Raw genomic sequence first — 17,828 nt, 5'->3', positions numbered from 1 at the left:
ATTGTTATGTAAAGTCCGGATATACAGAGCAATCAGACAAAAACAGAGAAAAAACTAGAATAAGACATCATACTCTGTTAGACATCTTGAAATTCTAAGTGCGATGAAGATGAGGAGCAAAGAAATTCGATGGAAGAAAAAAAGTATTTGAAATGGTATAACAAAATTGGATATGGATCAGGTGATATTGCAGGTAATGTAGTCTATGCCTTCCTGACATCTTTTATGATGGTCTATCTGACGGACTCAGTAGGACTTGCTGCAGGTGTCGTAGGTACCCTGATTGCCGTATCAAAACTATTTGATGGTTTTACGGATATATTTTTTGGATCAATGATTGACAAAACACACAGTAAAATGGGAAAAGCAAAACCCTGGATGCTATATGGATATATTGGTTGTGCCATTACGCTGGTCTGCTGTTTTGCAATACCAGTCAGCTTGGGAACAACGGCTAAATATGCATGGTTCTTTATCTCTTATACACTGTTAAATGGTGTGTTTTATACAGCAAACAATATTGCTTATTCAGCACTTACGTCACTGATTACAAAGAACAGCAAAGAGCGTGTACAGATGGGATCTTACCGTTTTATTTTTGCATTTTCAACAAGTCTTCTGATTCAGGCGATTACAGTTGGATTTGTAGATAAATGTGGTGGAGATGCTGCGGCATGGAGAACGGTTGCTATTATCTATGCAATCATTGGTCTGGTCGTAAATACGATTTCAGCACTTTCTGTTAAGGAACTTCCGGAGGAAGAACTTAACGAAGGAGAAGTAAAGGATGATAATGAAAAGTACGGAATGGTACAGGCATTCAAGCTTCTTGTTAAAAACAAATATTACATGATGATTTGTGGAACATATATTTTACAGCAGTTATATGGTGCCATGATTGGAGCTGGCATTTATTACATGACATGGGTACTGAAAAATAAGAATTTGTTTGGACAATTTGCATGGGCAGTAAATATTCCACTGATCATTGCCCTGATTTTCACACCGACATTAGTTGGTAAGTGGAAAGGTATGTATAAACTGAACTTAAGAGGTTATGTCTTAGCAGTCATCGGTAGAGCACTTGTTGTTGTTGCCGGATATATGGGCAGTGTTCCGCTGATGATGGCATTTACAGCTCTTGCAGCCTTAGGTCAGGGACCATGGCAGGGAGATATGAATGCAGTTATCGCATCCTGCTCTGAGTACACTTATCTTACACAGGGAAAGAGAATTGACGGAACGATGTACTCTTGTACTTCTCTTGGCGTAAAAATCGGTGGAGGTATTGGAACCGCTGTTGTTGGATGGCTGCTTGAGTTCAGTGGATATATCGGAACAAATGCAACTCAGCCGCAGTCTGCACTTGATATGATGCAGTTTATGTATCTTTGGCTTCCGTTAATCTTTGATGTATTGATTATGTTTGTACTTTCAAGAATGAATGTAGAAGATGCAAATAAAAAACTGAAAGCAGAAAAAGAAATTGCTGCAGATGAAGTAACAGATGCATCAGACATAAATTAGAATTGACAGGAGAAAGCGTTGTCTGGTCGTTGCTCGATGAGACAGTGCTTTTTTCTATATATAAAGTGATTGAACTGTATTTTGAAAATAAAAAAGGACCACTTCATTTTTGTGAAATGGCCTTAAGAAAATATTCAGTTTTCACAAAATAGTCCTTTTAGTATTTATACATGGTAAGGATGCTCAAAATATTCAGTGTAGAATACTAAAAGGCCATTCAGATATTTTTTTAGGTTGCTCATTTGCAATTCCTCCTTTCCTTATTTACAAGTTGATTATAAGATAGGTGTAAAAGGATTGCTTGCCAAATCGAAAGAAGATATAGACAAATGTTGCAAAGGGGAGTATTTCATGCAGTTAAAATATGTTGACACAAAAGAGGAGATCATAGCAATAAATAGGAAGTCAAAACATATTGAACCACATCTTCATAATGCACTGGAGATCGTTTGTGTAACAAGTGGAGCATTAGAACTTGGTGTCGGACAGGAACTATACCATATGGAAAAAGGAGATATAGGCTTTGTATTTCCAGATGTTATTCATCACTATCAGGTACTGACACCCGGTGTAAATAAAGCGACTTATCTGATTGCATCGCCATTTACGATAGCCAAATTTGCAGATATCATGCAATCCATGGCTCCTGAATACCCAATCATCAAAGAGGAAAAGGTTGAACCGGAGGTATATAGGGTTATAAATGCAATTTTAGAGACAGAACAGTCGGATATTACTGTTGCACAGGCATATCTTCAAATTGTGTTGGCACGCTGCATAGGAAAATTAAATTTGGTAGAAAAGAGCAGTGTGGGGAGCAACGATCTTATTTACCAGACAGTTTCCTATATATCAGCAAATTTCAAGAAGAAGTTTTCGTTGGAAGAGATGGCAAAAGACCTGGGCGTGAGCAAATATGTTTTATCCAGACTCTTTTCCAAGACATTCCATAGAAACTTTAATCAATATCTTAACGATGCAAGGCTGAACTATGCATGCCATCGTTTGGAAAATACGAGTGATTCTATTACAAATATTTGTCTAGATAGTGGATTTGAAAGTCAGAGAACGTTTAACCGAGTATTTAAAGAAAGATATAAAATATCACCAAGTGATTATCGAAGTACTTGTGTGAAAGAGATGTTGTCATAAAAGGTTCTGTTGATCGAAATATTTACTTTGATTTTACAGTGCTATGTATTTGATTTCATGTGTGGATGATATAATATAAAAATATTTGTAGAAAATAGCGCTTTATTTTATTATGAAAAGAGTAAGGTGTATTCTAAAGAGACAAGAAAGGCAGGGCGCATATGAACATGATAAAATCCATAATCGATTTTAATGAAAAAAAAGGATTCATCTGTGATATGGATGGTGTGATCTATCATGGCAATCAGATATTGCCAGGTGTTCCAGAATTCATCCAGTGGTTGCATGATGAAAAGAAAGAATATTTGTTTTTGACAAATAATAGTGGATATACACCACGAGAATTAAATCAGAAATTGGCTAGGATGGGACTTGATGTGCCAGAAGAACATTTTTATACCAGTGCATTGGCAACAGCCGCATTTTTAAAAGAACAGGCGGCAGGCTGTTCGGCATTTGTGATAGGAGAAGCCGGCCTGTTAAATGCACTTTATGATGTAGGTATCACAATGAATGATGTAAATCCGGATTATGTTGTTGTGGGAGAGGGACGCTCCTATTCATTGGATACATTAACAAAAGCAACGAATTTAGTTCTGAAAGGTGCAAAGCTGATCGGAGCAAACTCAGATGTTTCCGGACCGATTGAGAACGGCATTGCTCCTGCTTGTCGTGCATTGATTGCACCTATAGAAATGGCAACAGGTACACAGGCATATTTCTGTGGGAAACCGAATCCACTGATGATGAGAACAGGATTGAATATGCTTGGATGTCATTCAGCAGAAGCTGTAATGGTTGGGGATCGTATGGATACAGATGTGATTTCAGGAATGGAAAGTGGTATGTCTACTGTATTGGTTCTCTCTGGATGTTCAACGAAGGATACACTCAAAACTTATGCTTATCTTCCGACAATGGTATTGAATGGAGTGGGAGATATCGCCAGTATGGCAAAAGCAAAAGAGGAATAGTGTGATTAGGCAAATACCAGGAGGTAAAGTATATGATGAAACTTGATAATTTTGTAGGAATGATGACAGGACATTTTGATAATAAGGATCAATTTAATAAGATGCAGGCAGAAGGGAAAACATATCCATATGCGGAACATGTAAATACAATCTGTAATGACAAAATAAATAACCTTCCTGAAGATTTCAAAGGAAAATTTGTTGTTGAAGAGAGTTATTATGAAATTAATGGAAAACGTCATGCATCTCCACATCTTTTCCTTATCACGGAAATAGAACAGGGAATTTTACTTTCTTCTTATAAAATTCCAAAAGGAGAAGATAAAAATACATTTTCATATGATTCTATGAAGAATGTTGATTACTCTAAACTAGAAAAATCTGAAAAATTTAATCCGGCACTTTATCATGAAAAGGACGGAATCTGGGAGGGAGGCAGCACAAGCCAGTTCTCTCCGGTAATGACATTCAAACTTTGGGAAAAGTTTTCCAACAATTTTCTGGAAGTATCGGAAAGCATGGAAGTTAATGGAAAGAGAACTTTTGGATATGATGAACCAATAATTTATAAGCGTGTATAATCAAAGGTCTGCATATTGGGATGAACTTCAGTTTGTAGAGGATTCGATGAATTTGCGTAATATTGGGCGTTACATGAATGTTAATTTAAGAAAATAATATGGTAAGCAAAAGCGGGATAACTTTTCAAATATAAAAATAAGCGATATTATAAAAATTCTTTTTCAATTAAAAATAAGAAATAATTATCTGCCGTACGACGGCAAAAGAAAAAAGCCGTCGTACAGCAGTCATTTGACACGCCCGTATAAAATGGCGGCTTTGACTTTTCAAAGTCGCTGTTTCTTTGCGTTTACGCAAACTTATCATATTGAGTGAAGTATCGAAAGTGATTGAAATAGACTTAATCCTGGAGGAATATTTCAACGCAGCATGATAAAAAATAGAATAGTAGTGATAGAAAAAAGTACAAATAAGAATCGAACATTTGTACTTTTTTCTTGCGTTAATCTATATACTTTCAAAAATTTATTTGATATAATAGGGACTGTTACAAGAACAAACAGTAAAAATATGACAGGACCGGAGGTTAGTATTTTCAGGTATTTCCGAGTGCTGTTTTATCCGCAAATATTAGTTTTGTGACTTTTATTTGTAACGAGGTGAGAAACACATCTATTCACTATAAAAATGAGCTTTTCGTTACGAATCTGGATACGAATTTTTGGCTGATAATGATCATAGTAAAAGTCACAAATGGAGGGATTTACCATGAATGCAGAAAAAGGACATTCGCAATCCGCTGACAATAGTCAGCTACTTGCTCATAAAAGCAGCCCACAGGGCGGACATGCTTTTAAATTAAAAGCCCCATACAAGCCAACCGGCGATCAGCCCCAGGCCATCGAGAAATTGGTCGAGGGATTTAAAGAAGGCAACCAGTTCGAGACTTTGCTTGGTGTTACTGGCTCCGGTAAGACTTTCACAATGGCGAATGTCATTGCCCAGTTAAATAAACCAACTCTGGTACTTGCCCACAATAAAACACTGGCGGCCCAGCTTTACGGCGAGATGAAAGAATTTTTTCCTGAGAACGCAGTGGAATATTTTGTCTCCTACTACGACTACTACCAGCCGGAGGCTTACGTTCCTTCCACAGACACCTACATCGCCAAGGATGCATCCACCAACGACGAGATCGATAAACTCCGCCTTTCTGCCACAGCGGCCTTATGTGAGCGGAAAGACGTGATCGTAGTTTCATCGGTATCCTGTATTTATGGCCTGGGTGCGCCGCAGGAATTTTTTGATATGATGATCTCACTTCGGCCGGGGATGGAGAAGGATCGTGACGAGGTTATCAAACAGCTGATCGATATCCAGTATACAAGAAATGAGATGGATTTCCACCGAGGAACATTCCGGGTGCGTGGCGATGTGCTGGAGATCTTTCCGGCTAACTCTACAGACCGGGCGGTGCGTGTGGAATTTTTTGGAGATGAGATCGAGCGTATCACAGATATCGATGTGCTTACCGGAGAGATCAAAAGTGTGGAAAGCCATGCAGCGATTTTCCCTGCATCTCATTACGTTGTGCCTCAGGAGCAGATCCGTCGTGCAGCAGATGCCATTTTGGAAGAGATGAAGCAGCAGGTGGAATACTTTAAAAGTGAGGATAAGCTGATCGAGGCTCAGAGAATTGCGGAGCGTACCAACTTTGATGTGGAAATGATGAAGGAAACGGGATTCTGCTCCGGGATCGAGAACTACTCCAGGCACCTGACAGGGCTTGCACCGGGGCAGCCACCGTATACACTGATGGATTACTTCGGAGATGATTTTTTACTTATTATAGATGAGTCCCATAAGACAGTTCCCCAGGTTGGCGGTATGTATGCCGGTGATCAGAGCCGTAAACAGACACTGGTGGATTACGGCTTCCGACTTCCATCTGCTAAGGATAACCGTCCATTGAGCTTTGATGAATTCGAGAACAAGCTTGACCAGGTAATGTTTGTATCTGCGACACCGGGAGAATATGAATATGACCATGAGCTTCTCCGCGCAGAGCAGATTATCCGTCCTACAGGGCTTCTTGATCCGAAGGTGGAGGTGCGTCCGATCGAAGGACAGATCGATGATCTTGTAGCAGAAGTAAATAAGGAAATTGAAAAGAAAAATAAAGTCCTGATCACGACCCTGACCAAACGTATGGCAGAGGACCTTACCGATTATATGAAGGATCTGGGAATCCGTGTCCGATACCTTCATTCAGACATTGACACTCTGGAACGTGCGGAAATCATCCGTGATATGCGCCTGGATGTGTTTGATGTGCTGGTCGGGATCAACCTTCTGCGAGAAGGACTGGATATTCCGGAGATTACACTGGTAGCGATCTTGGATGCAGATAAGGAAGGCTTCCTTCGTTCGGAAACATCCCTGGTACAGACTATCGGCCGTGCTGCCCGGAACAGCGAAGGCCATGTGATCATGTATGCGGATAACATGACAGAATCCATGGAAAAAGCAATCTCGGAGACAGAAAGAAGGAGAGCGATACAGGAGGCTTACAACAGGGAGCATGGCATCACTCCGACCACGATCAAGAAGGCGGTCCGTGATCTGATCGCTGTTTCGAAGAAGGTGGCAGAGACAGAAGTGAAGCTTAAGAAGGATCCGGAATCCATGAACCGAAAAGAACTGACGAAGGTGATCGCTCAGGTAGAGAAGCAGATGCGTGCTGCGGCAGCAGACCTGAATTTTGAGCAGGCTGCTGAGCTGAGAGACAAGATGCTCGAATTAAAAAAGAATCTGGAAGAATTAACGGAATAGGCTGCAAAGCAGCTGACAGTACAACACCCCTGGCTGTAATAGCCAGGGGTGTTGTCGGGTATGCTCGATCTGTTTTTGGGAAAAGCTTATTTTGTAGTTGAAAAGCCCAGGGAGCGCAGGGTGATGCCGGAGCCCTTGAGAAGATCAGTCCAATATGGAACAGCCATATCCAGAGTGTCGTTGGCAAGCTCGGAAGCATCTTTTTGTGTCAGGATCTGCCTTAGCCTGGAAGAACTGATCCTGGGAGCGGCCTCTGTAACACAGACTGTGCCAGGCAGAATTGCCGATTCTGCCGGAAGCATGGCCAGTACAAAGACTGTTATCAGAGATATCAGGATTTTTTTCCATTTTTTCATAGCGATCCCTCCTTCGAAAAAATATGATGGTTCTCTTTATTGATTGATTATAAGTAAAATTCCGGAGAAGGGCACTGGCATTTGTGCCAGTAACTTTGTTATAAAGAAGAGAAGAAGTTATGTATGCTGTTCCCGATAGGCGGAAGGTGTGATCCCCATTTTCTTTTTGAAACTGGTGCTGAAATAATATTGATTGGCATAACCACATTTCAGGCTGATCTCCTTCAGACTCATAGTAGTCGTAGTCAGGTAACGGGCGGCTGCGGAAATTCGCTGAGATGTGATAAAGTCACTGAGACTGATTCCCTGATTTTTTTTGAAAAGAGCACTTAAATAAGCAGGGCTTACATTGGCAGAGGCAGCAATATCATTGAGGCAGAGCGTATTGTCAGTGTAGTGTTCGTTGATATAGGAAATCACCAGTTCACAGAGCTTCTGGTGATAATCATTCATGGAGGAATCAAGCTTCCGACATAAAAGATGGCACAGATCCTTCAGCCATTGACATAGCTCTTCCGTATTATGAAACTCATTTATGTGGTTGTAAACATACAAAATTTTAGCTTCAAGGTCATGCGTATCCAGATTTAATTCATAGAAAAATTTCAGGATCCGGCCAAGAAGAGAATAAATCTGTATGAAAGCGAAATTCTTTGTGCGAAATTTCTGAGTGAGCCAGTCGGAAAAATTCTGAAACCAGAGATCTATGGCAGCGGTATCCTTTTTGCAGAGAAGCCGGATCAGTTCATCCTCCTTTGTATCTGAAAAATCTGCAACAGACAGATCGGAACCCAGAGCCTCTCTTCCGTCAAAGATATTCTGATGCGGGAAAAAGAATCTGTATTCCAGTGCATGTACGGCGCTTTTATAAGAATGGTTCAGGTTCCAAAAATCCTGGACAATTGTTCCAATACCTGCGTTGAGAGAAAGTCCCAGTGGCTGGCAGGCATCTGCGATTGAGGAAATAAGTCCGCTGGTAAGCTGGCGGAAGCTGTTGGACTGACAGCCGCTGTGTCCCAGAATGCACAGATAGCCATCCATATCCGGGAGAAGATACACAAAATCAAGAGAAGCGGTTTCCTCAGTTATCAGATCCTGAAGGTTGAAAAGCTCCATCTGAAACTTTTCAATCCCGTAAACAGCTTTTAGATCCGGAGCATTTTCAAGCTCCAGAATAACAACTGTATAAAAATCATAATTCAGCTCCAGGTTCAGATACTTAAGATAAGGCTTCAGTCGGTAGGCTGCTTCAGAAGACGGAAGGTGTGTGATCTCGCGGAAAAATTTTTCCGTAAGAAGAGGCCTGCTTTGTTTCAGAAGCTGGAGATTTTTCTGTTCCTTTTCCATCAGTGCAAAAGCGTTTTTTACCTTCTGGATAAGATAGGCATAATCCAGAGGCTTTTCGATATAATCTAGAGCACCGAGGAGCAGAGCGCGTCTTGCATATTCAAATTTATCATAGGCACTGATCAGGATGATCTTCACCATAGGATTGATCTCAAGAGCTTGACGGCTCATGGAAATGCCGTCAAGATCAGGCATTTCAATGTCAGAAATGATCAGATCTGCCGGTTCTTTTTTCATGGCTTCGATAGCAGAGGTTCCATTGTAGCAGACATGGATGATCTCTGCATTCAGTGTTTCCCAGTCTATGTTTTTTTCGATACCTTCTGCAGATAAGTAATTATCATCTACGATCATTATTTTTTTCATCGATATCTTCCTCCATCTGTTCGAATTCAATGGTGACGTATGTGCCGTTTCCGGGGTTGCTGCGGATCCTTACGGAACCGTTTCCGTATAATGGGTTGGAAATACGGGAACTTACGTTGGAAATTCCAAAATGCTTCTCATAATCAATAACATTATGCTCAATAGCATGGCGCAGCTGTGCAAGGGTTTCGGAGTCCATGCCGGCACCGTTGTCCTCAATGGAGATCACAACCGTATCATCGCCATAAAGAACATGGATCGAAATGAAAACAGCTGGTGTGCCCGAAGAAATCCCGTGCAGAATGGAATTTTCGAGAAATGGCTGAAGTGTAAACTTGCAGATCAGGAAATTTTCGATTCCATCTTCTGCTTCGATCTCCCAGTCCAGATTATCTTTATGACAGAGCTTTTCCATTTCCAGATAAAGCCGGGCAATTTCCAATTCATCTTTAATAGGAATAAGTTCCTTTGATTTACGCAGGGTAAGACGGTAAAAGGCAGTCAGATTTGCAATCATCTGATCAGCAATGTCAAGCTTTCCAAGGGACTGGCAGGTACGGATCGATCCCAGGATATTGTAAAGAAAATGCGGATTGATCTGTGACTGGAGCAGCTGGTATTTCAGACGTTCTTCGTTTACGGAAAGATTTACAATGGACTTCAGGTTTCCGGCTATTGTGTGCTGCATATCTTCAAAGGTGATGCCCAGTCTGTCAATCTCATCATACCTGGAAGGATCATCCGGGTGGGGAACAGTAACGATAGATAGATGTTCCGGGTCATATCCCAGCTGAAAGGCTTCCATTGCATAGGAAAGTGCAGTGATCTTCCGGGTAAGATTTTCGGAAAACAGGATAACGATGATAACAGTAAGGAGCAAGAAAATAAGGACAGTGATCAGTAAGGCACGGATCAGGATGTGCGTGTTGCCCTGAATATAGCTTTCCGGGATTTCGGTAACATGAAGCCAGCCATTGCTTAAGGTGCAGCAGTTATAATATTTGTCGCCGCTGTGAAAAGAAGAATCTGCATTTCCTTTGAGTTTCTGAAACTGTGCTTTGGAAATTCCGGATAAATTCAGTGAGGATGTATTTTTTGCTGCAATCTCTCCGTGATCTGTGAGAATGTAGCTGTATATGCGGGAATCCAAAGCAGCAGGCTACAGATAAGTGGTAAGCTCTGAGGTGTCCAGAGCAATGCCGTAGGCGTATTCCAGAATACCGGTGGCCTGATTTTTCAGTGCCCGGACGCAGAGGATCACATCGGCAGATGATTTTTTTGTGGACAGTATTTTAGGCAGAGGCATATTGGAAACCGGTATCCAGACAGAGGAAAAGCCTGAACCGGAAACAATATTTTTATCCAGACCATATGCAGAAAGCTCATCTGTGGAAAAGAAGTACAGGCTTTCTTTTGAACCGAGCTGATCGGGCTGCAGAAAAACATATATATGGAAGAAATCGAATGTGGATTTATACAGCGAAATATTGTTTTTTACAGTGGTGAATTTTTTCAGTGCATCTACCTTATTAGAGGAAGGCTGATTTAGGGAGTACATTTGAAACTGTATGGTATCTGCTACATTTTCAACCTGACCGAGGCGGTCGTTCAGCTGAGAGACCAGCTGCTTGTCAGTCATTACGGCAGAATCGATGATACGATCTCTGGCAATGTTATAGGAAATGTGATAGCTGATGAAGGTCAGGGAAATCAGAGGTACCATAGTTGCGATCAGAAATGCGAGCAGGAGCTTATAGCGAAATGAGGAAAAAATGGGTGGGATACATTTGTGGAATTTCATAGTACATACTCTCCTTTATGTCGAAAACAAATTAATGAAACCGAATCCAGCTGTGAAAAAAAGCCGTTACAAATATAGATTATATAAAAGGATTATAAAAAATTAACAACAAAAATACAAGAGAACGAAAAATAATATAAAGAAATCATAAAATATTGTATTTAGAATGAGGGGGCTCTCTGGTATCCTTAAACCATCAAAAACAGGTGTGGACAAACACGAAAATGTCCAGAAAGGAAGAAAGATATGAAGAAAAAAGTAATGAGTGCAGTTTTGGCAGCAGCGATGGTTGTGGGTATGGCAGGTAACGTGGTTACTGTTTCCGCAGAGGAGAAATATGATCTTACCTTATACAGCATCGACACCACAGACCCGGATTTTGAGGACTGGCTTGCAAATGTGGAAGATGCCACGGGCCTGAACATTAATGTAATTGCGGCACCTACAGATACAGATACCCGTCAGCAGAAGATCACCACAATGCTTTCCACAGGAGATGCTTCCGTGGATGTCATTCAGATCAACGATGAGATGAGTGCGGCATTTAAAAATTCCGGATGGCTGGAAGGACTGAATGATACAGTAATGACAGATGATATCGCTGATCAGTTTGCCCAGGGATATGTAAAGAATATGATCACAGATAAGGACGGAAACATCATCGGTGTTCCAGGCTATACAGGATATTTTGCATTCTGGGTAAATCAGGAGATCATGGATGAGGTCGGAATCAAATCCATTGATACAAAAGAGGATTTCATGAAGTATATGAAGGCTGTTTCCAAGGACGGAAGATTCGGCTACGGCGGTTCCTGGGAGAAAACTTATGCATTTAACGAGCTTGCACAGTTTGTAAACATGTTCGGCGGCGATTATTTTGACTGGACCAAAGAGGAAAACAAGGAAGCAGTTCAGTTCCTCCACGATCTGGTTGCTGATAAAGAAACATCCATCGAGCAGATCGCTGATAAATATGAGCAGATGAATCCGAAGATCAATGACGGAAAATACGGATGCTGGTTCATGTGGGGCCTTGGAACAGATTATGCAAAGGCAGATATGCTTGGCGCAGATAAGATCCACATGGAAATGGTACCGGATTTCAGCGGCAAGGGAGAGCGTGCGATCTTTACAGATTCCTGGAGCTATGTTCTCAACAAAGCATCCAAGAATAAAGATGCAGCTGTGAAATTCCTCCAGTATATGGCTGATGAAGGCGGAATGGAAGCTTCCTATAAAGCATTTGACAGATATCCTGCAAGAAAGGATGTTGCAGAGAAGGTAGTTCCGGATTCTGACCCGGCAAAAGAAATGTACAGCAGATATGCAAATGAATGCAATGTACAGGGACGTCCGATGGTGGCACAGACAATGGAATTTATCAGCGATATGGGAACAATCTTCCAGTCCTGTATGAAAGACGAGATTACAGTTGATGAGTTCTGCAAGAAGGCTCAGGATGTGGTAGATATGTATAAGTAAAAGATATAAAAAAACAGCAATGTAAAGCAGAGGTAAAAGTCTGCTTTACATTGCTTGATGAACAGGGAGGAAAGTTCCATGACAATAAGCAAAAAAAATATGAAGTGGATACCATGGCTTTTGATCCTGCCGGTTGTACTGATTCGAGGTTTTACAACAGTATATCCCATTCTGATGACTGTGAAAAACAGCTTCTTTAATATCAGTATCCTTGCAGGTATCAATGAATTTATAGGCTTCAAGAATTACCTGAAGGTATTTTCTGATCCTAAAGTGCTCACATCGATCAGCTTTACGGCAATATTTGTGGTTGCTTCCATGATCTTTCATGTGATCCTCGGAGTTATCCTGGCACTGATCCTGAATATGAAATTCAAAGGCCGCCGTTTTCTGAGGACCATCGTGCTGATCCCGTGGGCTATGCCTGCAGTAGTAGCCGGTATGGCTGCAAAATGGGCATTTAACAATGATTATGGTCTGATCAATGATTTTATCCGCTGGTTTGTACCGGGTTACCAGAACAGCTGGCTGATCAATACAGGTACTGCAAGAGCAGCGGTAATTGCAATGGACCTGTGGAAGGACCTTCCGTTCTTTGCAATTCTTGTACTTTCCGGACTTCAGTTTATTTCCGGCGATATCTATGAGGCAGCAAAGGTAGACGGTGCAAACGGGATCCAGAGCTTTTTCCGGATCACACTTCCGCTGATCGCAAAAAATGTCCTGACTTTATGTATTCCGTTCACACTCTGGAGACTGACAACCTTCGATCTGGTTTATTCCATGACATCTGGAGGCCCTGGAGAGGATACTGCGCTGATCGCATACAGAATCACAACAGAAGCATTTACAAATCTAAACGTAGGATATGCTTCGGCGCTGGCTATGCTGCTGTTTGTTGTAATGGCGATCTTCAGCTGGCTGAATATACGTGTTATGAATAAGTTTGACAGTTAGGGGGAATTATCGTGAAGAATACAGGAAAATATAATGTTTATCATGGAGTGGTAGCCGTTGGAAGATGGGTTCTGTTTGCAGTTGTGGCTTTTCTGATCCTGTTCCCGGTTTACTGGATCTTTATTTCTTCGATCACACCGTCAGGAGAACTGTTTAAAACACCGATCGATTATCTTCCGGATCATCCCACACTGGAAAGCTATAAATTTCTGATACAGAATGTAGGACTGCTTTCAAAGATCGGAAATACAGTTCTGATCGTAGGCATTACACTTGTGATCAGTACCGTGCTGTGTGCAATGGCTGCCTATGGCTTCTCAAGATTTAACTCAAAGGGAGTTTCTGTTGCATTTGCGTTTGTTCTGGCTACCATGCTGATCCCTGAGGTTGTCACAGCCCGCCCGCTGTATGAGTTTATGCAGAAGGTAAAGCTGTATGATACATATCCGGGACTTATCCTTCTTTATATCAGTACCGTTATACCGTTTACGGTTCTGATCCTCAGAAACTTTGTCGGTGAGATCCCGATCTCACTGGAGGAGGCAGCTGCTATTGACGGCGCATCTTTTTCACAGAGACTGTTTACGATCGTTCTGCCGCTGATGAAGCCGGCAATCGCTACGGTTTGCATTATCAACTTTATTACCTGTCTGAATAACTTTTTCACACCGTTGTTTTATTCAAATGGTATTCAGGTACTTTCTGTTTCCATCGTACAGCTTCCGTTACGTGACAACATGTATGGAGTTCCGTGGGATCTGGTCAGCGCCATGGGATGGATCATCCTTCTTCCGATCATTATCTTTGTAGCTGTTTTTGAGAAACAGATCATGGATGGTATCATGGCAGGTGGAGTAAAAGCGTAAATATAATATTTTTAATTTCCAAAAGAGAGGAGAAAACAGATATGTATCAGGCATTTACAGGCGGACTGGGAGGGATCGCACTTGCAAAGCATGGAAAAAGCCGTGCGATCAACGCAGAAAATCCTCATGGAGAAAAAGGCAGAGGCGGTATGGCTGCAAGTCATCTGGGACCGTCCAGAAAAGGAAGCCCGTGTCTCAGGGATATTGAGCCGGGAACTGTGGTAACTCTGGCAGAAATGGAAGGACCGGGACAGATCAATCATATCTGGATCACCGTTGATAACAAGACTACAGAGGCAGATTGCTTTGTACTGAGAGATCTTGTAATCCGTATGTACTGGGATGACGAGGAAACTCCTTCCGTGGAAAGTCCTCTGGGTGATTTCTTCTGCTGCGGATTCGGAAGGGAATGTTTTGTAAATTCTGTTCCGGTGGCTGTTGTTCCAAACAGGGGCTTTAACTGCTATTTCCCGATGCCGTTTAAGAAGAAAGCAAAGATCACACTGGAAAACCAGCATGCAAATAAAATCCCGGCTTTCTTTTATCAGGTAGATTACTGTCTCTATGATGAGCTTCCGGACGATATTGCTTATTTCCATGCGCAGTGGAGAAGGGAACGGTTGACAGAAAAAACAAAAGATTATACAATTTTGGATGGAGTAAAAGGAAAAGGCCATTATATAGGAACCTACATGGCACTTACCACACTGGAACGTTACTGGTGGGGCGAGGGAGAAATGAAGTTTTATATTGACGGAGATGAGGAGTATCCGACCATCTGTGGAACAGGAACGGAAGATTACTTTGGTGGTTCCTGGAGCTTTGCCAAACAGGTGGATGGAAAAACCGTGGAACAGAATTATAACACGCCGTATCTGGGATATCCGTATTATTCTGCCCATGACGAGCTGATCCACAATTTTTATCATAATGATGACTGCCCGCCAATGAGAGGCTTTTACAGATGGCATTTACAGGATCCAATCTGCTTTGAAGAGGATCTTCGCGTTACGATTCAGCAGATAGGCGTCGGATACCGTGGCCTGTTTGAACGACAGGATGATGTGGCAAGTGTAGCGTACTGGTATCAGACACTTCCTCATGCACCGTTCCAGCCGTTGATGTCAAAAGAGGATAGATGGCCCAGATAAAAAGGGTGGTAGAGATTGAAAAAACAGGTATTTTGCGGGGTATTTGCCCTGGCTCTGGCAGTGACAGGATGTGGAGTCCAGAAGAAGGAGGCTGCATCTGATATTGTGCCGGAGAACAGACAGGAACTGACGATCCTTCATGTGGATGCAGGCACAGAAGGCTTTGATTCTTTTATCAGCCAGGCGGAAAAAGATCTTGGAATAAAGATCCATATTGAAAAATGTCCGGCCAATGCGGACAATCGCCAGGCCAAAATAGCAACTCTTCTGACATCAGGAGATGATTCTGTTGATCTGATCACAGTAAATGATGAGATGATATCCGAATTTAAACATAAGGGATTTCTTCTTCCGTTGGAAGATACGGTTATGACAGAGGAGACAGCGGCGAATTTTCTGCAGGAATACCTGAAAGAAATATGCATGTCAGACGGACATATTTTTTCGGTACCGTTCAGGATGGATATCATGGCATTCTGGGTGAACCAGGAATTGCTGGATCAGGCTGGTCTGGACAGACTCTCCTGTCTCAGTGATCTTGAGATCCTTCAGAAAAAGCTTCAGAATACGGGAAAATATGCATATGGGGATGCATGGGAGATTTCTTACATATATAATAGTATCAGCGAGTATGTCGATTTTTTCGGAGGAGATTATACAGACTGGACGGATCCGAAAACAAGAGAAGCGGCAGAATATATGAAGCGAATGCTGGATACAGGGATGATATCAGAGGAGAATCTGATCGACCAGCATGACCAGCTGAATGAAAAATTTATAAACGGCCAGTATGGATGTATGTTTATGTATACCGGTGTGTTGAGTACTTTTCAGAATGCAGGCGTGTATGGAAAAGATAAGATCCATATGGCACCATTTCCGGAATTTGACGAGAAGGTGACCAATATCGCAACCTGGCAGTATGTACTGAATAAAAATTCTGATCATAAAGAAGCAGCTCTGAAGTTCCTTCAGTATGTGTCCGGATATGAGGCCAGTAAAAATTACGGACAGCTGACAAAAATGTGTCCAGCAAGACTGGATGTGATCGAGGATAAGAATTTTGATCTGGATGGCATTGAAATGATCCGGCAATATCTGAAAGATTATAAGCTGAAGGCAAGACCACTGTGCGCCGATTCCATAGAAGCTGTTTCGACTATGGGTACGGAATTTCAGAAATATGTGCTGGGACAGAAAACAGAAGCGGAATTTTTTACCGGAGCACAGAACTGCATAGACCAGTATTACAAAAAAGCATCGTACTGATGCTTTTTTTGTTGCGAAAAAATAAGAACTTTTTTTCAAAACATATTGACAAATATTTTACATGGTGATATCTTAAAGACTGTAGATGTTAGCACTCCACTAAAATGAGTGCTAACAGATATAAAAAAAGAATCAACATCCGTCAGGAAGAATAAAAAGGAAAGGAGATGGCTTCATGGAAGAGGTGTTGAATGAGCGCAAGCAAAAAATCTTAAAAGCAATCATCAAGACCTATATGGAGACCGGAGAACCGGTTGGTTCCAGGACCATTTCCAAGTATGCGGATCTCAATGTAAGTTCCGCAACGATCCGAAATGAAATGTCAGACCTGACAGATATGGGCTATATCGTCCAGCCTCATACCTCAGCAGGAAGGATTCCTTCAGATAAAGGCTACAGACTTTACGTCAATGAGCTGATGAAAGAGAAGGAAGCAGAGGTTGCAGAGCTGCGAGATCTGATCATTGAGAAGACAGATAAGATGGATAAGGTGCTTAAGAAGGTTGCGAAGGTTCTTGCTTCCAATACCAACTATGCTACCATGGTTTCCGTTCCGCAGTACAGCGGCAACAAGATCAAGTTCATCCAGCTGTCGAGAATGAGTGAGCTTCAGCTTGTGGCTGTGGTTGTCAGTGACAACAACACAGTCCGGAACCAGATCATCAATCTGGATGAGGAAATGGACGACCAGACGATCCTGAAACTGAATCTTCTTCTTAACACCAATCTCAATGGGATCCCGATCCAGGATATCAACCTTGGGATGATCGCCAGACTGAAGGAACAGGCAGGCAGCCACAGCGGTGTGGTGGCAACGGTTCTGGATGCAGTGGCAGCCACCATTCATGTGGAAGAGGAAGATATGGAGATCTATACTTCAGGTGCAACGAACATCTTCAAGTATCCGGAGCTTGCCGATAAAGAGAAGGCAACGGAGCTGATCTCCGCATTTGAGGAGAAGCATGAACTTGCCGATCTTGTAAAAGAACAGATGTCAGATGGAGAGAATACAGGAATCCAGGTTTATATCGGTGATGAGATGCCGATCCAGACCATGAAGGACTGCAGCATTGTAACTGCCAGATATGAACTGGGAGACGGAATGTACGGAACCATCGGGATCATCGGTCCCAAACGAATGGATTATGAGAATGTAGTGGACAGTCTGAAGGAACTGAAGAATCATCTGGATGACGTTTTGAAAAAGAAGAAAACTTAGAAAGGCG

At 42.0% G+C, this 17,828-nt stretch carries 15 protein-coding genes; 11 read left to right on the top strand and 4 right to left on the bottom strand.

All coding sequences use genetic code 11. The annotated features are described in order from the left end of the window. Positions 1 to 129 precede the first annotated feature (129 nt). The 5 genes from NQ489_RS13355 (at position 130) to uvrB (ending at position 7,007) form a co-directional block, all read left to right on the top strand. Positions 130 to 1,527 carry an MFS transporter gene (locus tag NQ489_RS13355; RefSeq protein ID WP_021652316.1) on the top strand — a complete coding sequence of 466 codons (1,398 nt, stop codon included), beginning with the start codon at positions 130 to 132 and terminating at the stop codon, positions 1,525 to 1,527. Positions 1,528 to 1,878: 351 nt separating this feature from the next. Next, positions 1,879 to 2,679: a helix-turn-helix transcriptional regulator gene (locus tag NQ489_RS13350; protein WP_044961976.1), complete on the top strand. Its 801-nt coding sequence runs from the start codon at positions 1,879 to 1,881 to the stop codon at positions 2,677 to 2,679. 161 nt (positions 2,680 to 2,840) lie between these two features. Further along, the gene (locus tag NQ489_RS13345; protein ID WP_021652318.1) at positions 2,841 to 3,653 is read left to right on the top strand and encodes an HAD-IIA family hydrolase; all 813 of its coding nucleotides are present in this window, start codon (positions 2,841 to 2,843) and stop codon (positions 3,651 to 3,653) included. A 32-nt stretch (positions 3,654 to 3,685) separates the two neighbouring features. Beyond that, positions 3,686 to 4,234 (top strand): hypothetical protein, encoded by a 549-nt coding sequence (locus NQ489_RS13340; protein WP_015527045.1) that lies wholly within the window; start codon positions 3,686 to 3,688, stop codon positions 4,232 to 4,234. 694 nt (positions 4,235 to 4,928) lie between these two features. Beyond that, the gene (gene uvrB / locus NQ489_RS13335; protein WP_021652319.1) at positions 4,929 to 7,007 is read left to right on the top strand and encodes an excinuclease ABC subunit UvrB; all 2,079 of its coding nucleotides are present in this window, start codon (positions 4,929 to 4,931) and stop codon (positions 7,005 to 7,007) included. Positions 7,008 to 7,093: 86 nt separating this feature from the next. Here uvrB and NQ489_RS13330 read toward each other — a convergent pair whose 3' ends face one another. The 4 genes from NQ489_RS13330 to NQ489_RS13315 form a co-directional block, all read right to left on the bottom strand. Further along, positions 7,094 to 7,363, bottom strand: a complete 270-nt coding sequence (locus NQ489_RS13330; protein ID WP_021652320.1) for a hypothetical protein — start codon at positions 7,361 to 7,363, stop codon at positions 7,094 to 7,096. 117 nt (positions 7,364 to 7,480) lie between these two features. Then, positions 7,481 to 9,076 (bottom strand): response regulator, encoded by a 1,596-nt coding sequence (locus tag NQ489_RS13325; protein ID WP_021652321.1) that lies wholly within the window; start codon positions 9,074 to 9,076, stop codon positions 7,481 to 7,483. Then, positions 9,051 to 10,226, bottom strand: coding sequence for a sensor histidine kinase (locus NQ489_RS13320; protein ID WP_021652322.1), 1,176 nt, complete (start codon positions 10,224 to 10,226; stop codon positions 9,051 to 9,053). Before NQ489_RS13320 ends, NQ489_RS13325 begins: the two co-directional genes overlap by 26 nt. A gap of 9 nt (positions 10,227 to 10,235) precedes the next feature. After that, positions 10,236 to 10,877, bottom strand: a complete 642-nt coding sequence (locus tag NQ489_RS13315) for a hypothetical protein (RefSeq protein ID WP_021652323.1) — start codon at positions 10,875 to 10,877, stop codon at positions 10,236 to 10,238. A gap of 246 nt (positions 10,878 to 11,123) precedes the next feature. Between NQ489_RS13315 and NQ489_RS13310 the strand changes: the two genes are divergently transcribed. The 6 genes from NQ489_RS13310 to hrcA all read left to right on the top strand — a co-directional run bounded on the left by NQ489_RS13310 (position 11,124) and on the right by hrcA (position 17,821). Next, a complete protein-coding gene (locus NQ489_RS13310) occupies positions 11,124 to 12,359 on the top strand; it encodes an ABC transporter substrate-binding protein (RefSeq protein WP_015527072.1) in 1,236 nt (411 codons plus the stop codon). A gap of 78 nt (positions 12,360 to 12,437) precedes the next feature. Continuing rightward, positions 12,438 to 13,316 carry a carbohydrate ABC transporter permease gene (locus NQ489_RS13305; RefSeq protein ID WP_044961978.1) on the top strand — a complete coding sequence of 293 codons (879 nt, stop codon included), beginning with the start codon at positions 12,438 to 12,440 and terminating at the stop codon, positions 13,314 to 13,316. Between the two features lie 11 nt (positions 13,317 to 13,327). Next, positions 13,328 to 14,182 carry a carbohydrate ABC transporter permease gene (locus tag NQ489_RS13300; protein WP_021652326.1) on the top strand — a complete coding sequence of 285 codons (855 nt, stop codon included), beginning with the start codon at positions 13,328 to 13,330 and terminating at the stop codon, positions 14,180 to 14,182. Positions 14,183 to 14,223: 41 nt separating this feature from the next. Then, the gene (locus NQ489_RS13295) at positions 14,224 to 15,333 is read left to right on the top strand and encodes a glycoside hydrolase family 172 protein (RefSeq protein ID WP_021652327.1); all 1,110 of its coding nucleotides are present in this window, start codon (positions 14,224 to 14,226) and stop codon (positions 15,331 to 15,333) included. Positions 15,334 to 15,348: 15 nt separating this feature from the next. After that, positions 15,349 to 16,602 carry an ABC transporter substrate-binding protein gene (locus NQ489_RS13290; RefSeq protein ID WP_021652328.1) on the top strand — a complete coding sequence of 418 codons (1,254 nt, stop codon included), beginning with the start codon at positions 15,349 to 15,351 and terminating at the stop codon, positions 16,600 to 16,602. A gap of 175 nt (positions 16,603 to 16,777) precedes the next feature. Further along, positions 16,778 to 17,821, top strand: coding sequence for a heat-inducible transcriptional repressor HrcA (hrcA, locus tag NQ489_RS13285; RefSeq protein WP_015527075.1), 1,044 nt, complete (start codon positions 16,778 to 16,780; stop codon positions 17,819 to 17,821). Positions 17,822 to 17,828 lie beyond the last annotated feature (7 nt).

This window comes from Blautia sp. KLE_1732_HM_1032 (assembly GCF_025147905.1).
Lineage (GTDB): Bacteria > Bacillota > Clostridia > Lachnospirales > Lachnospiraceae > Blautia_A > Blautia_A fusiformis.
This window is presented reverse-complemented; position numbering and strand designations above follow the sequence as displayed.